The 7,337-nt window shown below is 76.0% G+C and carries 9 protein-coding genes; 6 read left to right on the forward strand and 3 right to left on the reverse strand.

Annotation, left to right across the window (positions count from 1 at the left end; translation table 11 throughout):
• The coding region (locus AE652_RS45475; RefSeq protein ID WP_049657379.1) for a hypothetical protein at window positions 1-183 on the reverse strand (183 nt) is incomplete at its 3' end.
• Window positions 183-332: a hypothetical protein gene (locus AE652_RS46715; RefSeq protein WP_159028590.1), complete on the reverse strand. Its 150-nt coding sequence runs from the start codon at window positions 330-332 to the stop codon at window positions 183-185. The genes AE652_RS45475 and AE652_RS46715, both read right to left, overlap by 1 nt.
• A 174-nt stretch (window positions 333-506) precedes the next feature.
• Here AE652_RS46715 and AE652_RS30630 point away from each other — a divergent pair, with 174 nt between their 5' ends.
• The 6 genes from AE652_RS30630 to AE652_RS30655 all read left to right on the forward strand — a co-directional run bounded on the left by AE652_RS30630 (window position 507) and on the right by AE652_RS30655 (window position 5,720).
• Window positions 507-1,190, forward strand: a complete 684-nt coding sequence (locus AE652_RS30630; RefSeq protein ID WP_049657380.1) for a DUF6308 family protein — start codon at window positions 507-509, stop codon at window positions 1,188-1,190.
• 210 nt (window positions 1,191-1,400) lie between these two features.
• Window positions 1,401-1,646 (forward strand): hypothetical protein, encoded by a 246-nt coding sequence (locus AE652_RS30635; protein ID WP_049657382.1) that lies wholly within the window; start codon window positions 1,401-1,403, stop codon window positions 1,644-1,646.
• A gap of 110 nt (window positions 1,647-1,756) precedes the next feature.
• Entirely contained in the window at window positions 1,757-2,959 is a 1,203-nt protein-coding gene (locus AE652_RS30640; RefSeq protein WP_049657386.1) for an MFS transporter, read from the forward strand.
• Window positions 2,960-3,123: 164 nt separating this feature from the next.
• Window positions 3,124-3,861 (forward strand): class I SAM-dependent methyltransferase, encoded by a 738-nt coding sequence (locus tag AE652_RS30645; RefSeq protein ID WP_049657389.1) that lies wholly within the window; start codon window positions 3,124-3,126, stop codon window positions 3,859-3,861.
• A 150-nt stretch (window positions 3,862-4,011) separates the two neighbouring features.
• Window positions 4,012-4,311, forward strand: a complete 300-nt coding sequence (locus AE652_RS30650; protein ID WP_049657391.1) for a hypothetical protein — start codon at window positions 4,012-4,014, stop codon at window positions 4,309-4,311.
• A 53-nt stretch (window positions 4,312-4,364) separates the two neighbouring features.
• Window positions 4,365-5,720, forward strand: a complete 1,356-nt coding sequence (locus AE652_RS30655) for an MFS transporter (protein WP_082346075.1) — start codon at window positions 4,365-4,367, stop codon at window positions 5,718-5,720.
• Window positions 5,721-5,774: 54 nt separating this feature from the next.
• On the opposite strand, the gene gndA is transcribed toward AE652_RS30655, so the two are convergent.
• Complete coding sequence (gene gndA, locus AE652_RS30660; RefSeq protein WP_049657393.1) at window positions 5,775-7,229, reverse strand: NADP-dependent phosphogluconate dehydrogenase; 1,455 nt, start codon at window positions 7,227-7,229, stop codon at window positions 5,775-5,777.
• Window positions 7,230-7,337 lie beyond the last annotated feature (108 nt).

Genomic DNA, 7,337 nt, shown 5'->3' on the forward strand with positions numbered 1-7,337 from the left:
CAGGACGGGCGCCGCGTCCTCGGCGGCGGCGAGCAGCAGCAGCGCCCCCGGCTGAGCGCGTACGGGCGCCAGCGCCTCGGCCAGTCCGTCGGCCTCCGCGCCGGGCGGTGCGATCACGTAGTGCGCGCCGAGCGCCCGCAGCGTCGAGGCGCCGACCGCCTCCGGGGCCTCCACAGCGCCCATCACTCCTCCTCCGCCGGGCCCGTCGTGGCGCCCCGGGTGGTGCGCCGGGTGGGGGTGTCCGGTGCCTCGGGCTCCACCCGCAACACATCCGGGACCGGCCTCGTCAGCACGACCGGGTGCGCCCGCACCTGGTCGCGTCGGGACTGCATCCACTTCCTCCCGGGTTCCTCGCGGACGCGCCCGCCGCTTCGCGGACGCACCGCTGCGCGCCCACTACGGTCCTACGGCCCCCGGCACCGGCCCGGTTCAGCGGCCTCCGGACCGGATTGTCGGACCCCTCTGCCACACTGCCCCCGGACGCACGGATTCGAAGGGGGTCCCTCATGACGGCGCTGTGGATTCCCCCGGTGTACGGGGACACCGGGGCCTCGGTCCGGCTGCTGCGTGCCTACTTCACCCGGCTGCGGGCGAAGGGCGACCACTACTACACGGGCGCCCACTTCGAGCGGCTCGCCGGCGGCGGCGACCGCCCGGAGACGGCGGACGCCTTCACCGCCGACGACCTGCTCGCGATCACCATGCTGAGCGTCTCGGTCGAGCCGCACGGAGCCGTCGAGCTGCTCACCGACCCCGACGGGCACTGGGGCCGGCTGCTGTCCGCGATCCCCCGCGACGCCCGGCTGGAGGACCCGGCCAGTGCCCCGCTGATCGCCCCCGGCGGGCCGGCCGCCGAGCTGTGGGACCGGCTGGCGAACCCCCGCGCCGCGTACCCGGGCAAGCCGGACGGCGTCGGCCCCGTCGTCGCGGGCAAGCTGCTGGCCCGCAAGCGGCCGCACCTGATACCCGTCTACGACATCCGGGTGAAGGCGCTCTTCCGGCGGCCGAAGGTCGACACCACCTTCTGGTCCGCGCTGGCCGACGCCCTGCGCGCGGACGGCGGGGCGTTCCGCGCCCGGCTGGCGGAGCTCCGCACGGAGGCCGGGATCGGCGAGGACATCGGCGTGCTGCGGGTGCTGGACGTCATCGCCTGGATGCACCAGGGCGAGGCCGGGCAGGCGACGGGCTGACCCCGCGTCCCGCCACCGGGCGGACCGCCGCCGAGCGGGCGCGGGGACCAACGGCGGCGGGCGCGGAGACCGCCTCCGCGTCAGCAGTTCGTCAGCGGAGTGTCGGCAGCCGTCAATAGCCCGTCAATCCGGGGCCCGGTGCCCCCGGACGGCCCGAAGCTGGACGGACCACGCCTGCACGACCCGCAGGTCGCTCCGGAGGTGAGCCGCATGTCCGTCCTCGCTGCCTTCCATTCCGACGTCCCCGACGCGCGCCGCCACGGCCACGGCCTGCGCGGCGCCTGCGCGCGGGTGCTGGACCGGCTGGCCGCCAGCCCGCTCGACAGCACCGTGCTCGGTGCCCTGGGCGCGCCCCGGCCGGCCGCCCGTCCGGCCGGTCTGCGCGCCCGCTGGCACCCCGTGCCCCGGCCGGACGGCACCATCGCCCTCGAATCCACCTGGCACCCGGACCGCTGACCCTGCCCTCCCGCGCCCGATAGCCGCCGAGCACGGCCGGACGGCCATTCGGCGCAGCGCTCCCCCGCACGGCACGGCCCCCCTCCCGGGTGCGCGCCTATCGTGGGCGAATGACCGATCGTCGGACCGCCGGGCCTGGTCCGGCCCGGGTGGGCCACCTCGTCGCCGCCGCCGCGTTCGCCGTCTGCATGGCGGGCACCACGCTGCCCACCCCGCTCTACGGCCTGTACCAGGAGAAGCTCGGCTTCTCCGAGCTGACGGTGACGGTCGTGTTCGCGGTGTACGCCTTCGGGGTCATCGGCGTCCTGCTGCTGATCGGCAACGTCTCGGACGCCGTCGGGCGCCGGCCCGTGCTGCTCTGCGGGCTGGTCTGCTCGGCCGCCAGCGCCGTGGTCTTCCTGACCGCGGACAGCGTCGCCCTGCTCTGCCTGGGCCGGCTGCTGTCCGGGTTCTCGGCGGGGCTGTTCACCGGCACCGGGACGGCGTACGTGCTGGAGCTCGCCCCGCCCGGGCACCAGGCCCGCGCGGGCTTCGTCGCGACCGCCGCCAACATGGGCGGGCTCGGCTGCGGGCCGCTGCTGTCGGGCCTGCTCTCGCAGTACGCCCCGTGCCCGCTGGTGCTGCCGTTCGTCGTGCACCTGGGGCTGCTCGCGGTCTCCTTCGCCCTCACCTGGATGCTCCCGGAGACGGTCGCCGGGGCCCGTCCGCTGCGCACGGCCCGGCCCGACCGGCCGGCGCTGCCACCGGAGGTCCGCCGGGTGTTCGTGCCGGCCGGGATCGCCGCGTTCGCCGGCTTCTCCCTGCTGGGCCTGTTCACCTCGGTCAGTCCCGCCTTCCTCGCCACCGGTCTGGGCGTCCACAACCGCGCGGTGGTCGGCCTGGTCGTCTTCACGGCCTTCCTCGCCTCCACCCTCGGCCAGCTCCTGGTGCCCCGGCTGGGCACCGCCCGGGCGGTGCCGCTGGGCTGCCTGGTGCTGATCGCCGGGATGGCCCTGCTGGCCGCCTCGCTCGCCTGGGAGAGCCTGCCGCCGCTGGTGCTCAGCGCCCTGGCGGGCGGCGCCGGGCAGGGCATGGGCCTGCGCGGGGCGGTGGGCGAGGTGGCCGCGGCCGCTCCCCCCGAGCACCGCGGTGGCGCCCTCTCGGCGCTGTTCGTGGTCGCCTACTTCGGCATCTCGATCCCGGTCATCGGGGTGGGCCTGCTGACCGGGCCGCTCGGCCTGACCCACGCGGGCCTGGTCTTCGCCGCCTGCATGGCGGTGCTCGCCGCCGCCTCCGGCCTCTACCTGCTGCGCCAGGAGCGCGCCGCGGGCTGACCCTGCGGGCCGACCTCGCGAGCCGATCCCGCGCGCCGCCGTACGCGCCCCCCGCACGCCGACCGCGCGCGCCCGCCGCCGCCCGCCGGTACCCGCTTGCCGCCCCGGCCGGGTACCGATAGACACGAGCCAGACACCCCGCGCACCACCCGGAGGCCTCCGCCATGAGCGTGACGAGTCGGTACCTGGACGCCTGGGAGGGCTTCTGGCGCGACGCGCCCGAGGAACCGGGCGGGGTGATCTGGGACGCGGAGCCGGCCCGCAGCGCCGAACGCCACCTCACGCTGCTCCGCCCGCACCTGGCGGACCCCGCGCTGCCCATCGTCGACCTGGGCTGCGGCAACGGCACCCAGACCCGCTTCCTCGCCGAGCGCTTCCCGCTCGCCCTCGGGGTCGACCTGTCCGCCGCCGCGCTGGACCTCGCCCGGCGCTGCGACCCGGCCGGGCGGGCCGAGTTCACCCGGTTGGACGCCACCGACCCCGAGGCCGTCCGGGCGCTCCACCAGCGCCTCGGCGACGCCAACGTGTACGTGCGCGGGGTGATCCACCAGAGCGAGCCGGCCGACCGCCCACGGGTGGTCGAGGCCATTCGCATCCTGCTCGGGGACCGCGGCCGGGCCTTCGTGTTCGAGCTCGCCGAGGCGGCCAAGGGCGTGCTGGGCGAGCTCGTCCACGCCCCGGACGGTCCGCCGCCGAAGCTGCGCCCGGTGTTCTCGCACGGGCTCGCCCCCGCCGAGGTCGCCGACGCGGTCTTCCCGGAGCTGTTCCGCGCGGCCGGCCTCGACGTCCTCGCCACCGGCGAACTGCCGCTGGCCACCACGGAGTCCGCCGCCGACGGCACCCGGATCGAGCTGCCCGCGCACTGGCTGGTCGCCGGGCCGGGCGGTTCCGCGCCGAACTGAGCCCGGGCCCGGACCGCCACCGCGTACACCTACCCCTCCTCGGGTCGGACGCTCAGGTTGCCGCGCAGGACGTCGGCCGGGTCGTACGCCTTCTCCACGGCCGCGAGCCGGGCGTAGTCCGAGACCGAACGGCTCGTCCACCAGCACAAGTTGCTCGACCTCATCACGGTCGACAACATCATCGGCATGGACTACTTCCGTGACTCCCCGCCACGGGCTGCCGAGAGCACGTGGGGCCTGCGCATCCGGGGACTGGACGTCCTCCAGGTCCGCGACCGCCGCGACCCGGACGCCTCGGCCCGCTTCGCCCTGGACCACCCCGACCTGGTGGCCACCTTCCGGGCCTGCCTGACCCCCACCGCCCTGGACGACCCCAGCAGTACGGGCCGTGAGGCGGTGTCCGTGCCGGCGTCCGAGGCCTCGTGCTCGTCACCCGGGGCTGGGCGGTGACGCTCCCGCCCCGCATCCGCCACCGGACCGTACCCGACACAGGAGTTTGATACATGGGATCCTCCACGGCCGAGGAGTCGTCCATACCCCCGGAGTCCGGCCCGCCCGCGACCCCGCCCGCGACCCCGGCCAAGGCCAAGGCCCCGGAATCCGTACCGCTGCGCCGACACCGGCCGCTGCTGCTGCTGGTCACGGAGCAGATGACCAGCTCGGTGGGGCGTCAGGTCACCGCGCTGGCGCTGCCGCTGCTGGCCATCGCCCACCTGCACGCCGGCCCGCTCGGCGCCTCGGCGCTGATGGCGATGACCTACCTGCCCGGCGTCCTGCTCAGCCCGCTGATCGGCGTGGCCGTCGACCGGGCCCGGCTGCGGCGGATGCTGGTAGCGGTGTCCTGGCTGCAGGTCCCCGCCATCGGCAGCGTGCCGCTCGCCGCCGCGCTGGACGGCCTGACCTGGCCGCACCTGTTCGCCGCGGCCGCCGCCTCCGGGGCACTGAACTCCGCGCAGGGCGTCGCGCTGCAGTCCTGTCTGCCCCGCCTGGTGCCCCCGGACCGCCTGCTGCCGGCCAACTCCTCGCTCACCGGGGCCCGGACCATCGGCCTGATCGGTGGGCCGGCGCTCGGCGGCATCCTGATCGGCCTGATCGACCCGGCCTCGGCGCTGCTGGTCGAGTGCGCCGCCTACCTCGTCGGCGGGGCCCTGTTCCTCGCGCTGCCGGCCGCGCTGAACCGGTCCGCACAGGAGGCGGGCAGCGGCGCGCGCTCCCGCCTCGACGCCCTGCGGGAGGGCCTCGCGGTCATCCGGCGCGAGACCCTGCTGCGCCGCCAGGCGCTGGCCGCGGCCGGGCTCAACCTCGGCGGCGGGGCCGGCGGCGGCCTGTTCGTCCTGTACGCCGACCGGGAGCTGCAGCTGCCCCCGTGGCAGCTCGGCACGGTCTACGCGGCGTACGCCGTCGGCATGGGCACCGGCGTGCTGGTCGCGACCTCGGTGACCCGGGCGCTGGGCATGGCCCGGGCCATCCGGCTGTGCGCCGTGGGCGCGGGCGCCGCCCTCTTCCTCATCCCGGCGGCGTCCCTGGGGCTGTCCTTCGCCGTGCTGGTCCTGTACCAGCTGCTGTTCGGACTGATGGCCACCATCTGGTCGATCGCCATGACCACCGGGCGCCAACTCGTCACCCCCGCCCACCTGCTGGGCCGCGTCAACGCCTTCCTCCAGGCCGTGCTGACCGCCACCCTGCCCGTCGGCGCCTTCGTCGGCGGGTGGCTCGCCTCCCGGGTCGGCATCGTGCCGGTGCTGGTCGGCGCGGCGGCCGTCGCCCTCGCGGGCGCGAGCAGCCTCTGGTTCCCGCGCGACATGCTCGCGGAGATCGAGCGGGCGGCGGAGCGGAAGACCGTCTCGGAGAAGCCCTGAGGCCCGCCCCGGCGAGGCCCTGACGCCCGCCCCCGGGGCGCCGGGGCCGTCCGGCTACGCCGTCCCGCCGTCCGTCCGCACCTCGGGGCGGCCGGGCTCGGCCCAGAGGGTGTGGAAGCTGCCCGGGCGGTCGGTGCGGCGGTAGGTGTGGGCGCCGAAGAAGTCGCGCTGCCCCTGGATCAGCGCGGCGGGCAGGTGCGGGCTGCGCAGGGTGTCGTAGGAGGCGAGCGCGGCGGAGAAGGCCGGCACCGGGATGCCGTGCTGGGCCGCGCCGGCCACCACCGTGCGCCAGGCCGCCTGGGCGTCGGAGACCTCGGCCGCGAACTCCTCCTCGGCGAGCAGGCTGACCAGGTCGGGGTTGGCCGCGTGGGCGGCACGGATCCGGTCGAGGAACGCGGCGCGGATGATGCAGCCGCCGCGCCAGATCCTCGCCACCGCCCCCAGGTCGATGTCCCAGCCGTACTCGGCCGCGGCGTCGCGGATCATCGTCCAGCCCTGGTCGTAGGCGATGACCTTGGACGCGTAGAGGGCCTGCTCGACGTCCCGGGTGAAGCGCTCGGCCTCGTGCGGGCGCAACTCCTGCCGGCCGCCCCCGGGCAGCGGCCGGTAGGCCGCCCGCAGCTCGGCCCGGGCGGAGGCGACCCGGGCGAAGGTGGCCTGGGCGATGGCGGTGACCGGGGAGCCGAGGTCGAGGGCGGTCTGGACGGTCCAGCGTCCGGTGCCCTTCTGCTCCGCGGCGTCCTGGACGACGTCGACGAAGGGCTCGCCGGTGGCGGCGTCGGTGTGGGCGAGCACCTCGGCGGTGATCTCGATCAGGTAGGAGTCGAGCCGCCCCTCGTTCCAGCGCCGGAAGGTCTCGGCGATCTCGGCGGGGGCGTACCCGCCGACCTCCCGCAGCAGGTGGTAGGCCTCGGCGATGAGCTGCATGTCGGCGTACTCGATGCCGTTGTGCACCATCTTCACGAAGTGGCCGGCCCCGTCGGTGCCGATGTGGGTGCAGCACGGGTCTCCGTCCACGTGGGCGCTGATCCGCTCCAGCATCGGGCCGAGCACGGCGTAGGACTCGGCGGAGCCGCCGGGCATCACCGAGGGGCCGTGCAGCGCGCCCTCCTCCCCGCCGGAGACGCCGGTCCCGACGAAGTGGATGCCGCGCTCGCGCAGCGCCCGCTCCCGGCGGCGGGTGTCGGCGAAGTGGGCGTTGCCACCGTCGATGAGCATGTCGCCCGCCTCCAGCAGCGGGGCGAACTCCTCGATGACCTCGTCGGTGGCCCGGCCGGCCTTCACCATGATCAGCAGCCGGCGGGGGCGCTCCAGCGCGGCCACCAGCTCCTGCGGCGACCACGCCGGGACGAACGCGCCCTCGTGGCCGAACTCCTCGACCAGGGACTTGGTCCGGCCCTCGCTCCGGTTGTGCACCGCGACCGTGTAGCCGTTGCGGGCGAAGTTCCGCGCCAGGTTGCGGCCCATCACCGCGAGCCCCGTCACGCCGATCTGTGCCGATGCCTCCATGGCGGGTACGTCCTTCCTCGGGGAGTCCCCCGGCGGGGCTCGCGGGCCTGCGCCGCGGGTTCCCGGGGCGGCCGTGCCCGCCCGCCGACGCGCGCCGCGGACCCGGCC

Source organism: Kitasatospora sp. MY 5-36 (genome assembly GCF_001182915.1).
Classification (GTDB): domain Bacteria; phylum Actinomycetota; class Actinomycetes; order Streptomycetales; family Streptomycetaceae; genus Kitasatospora.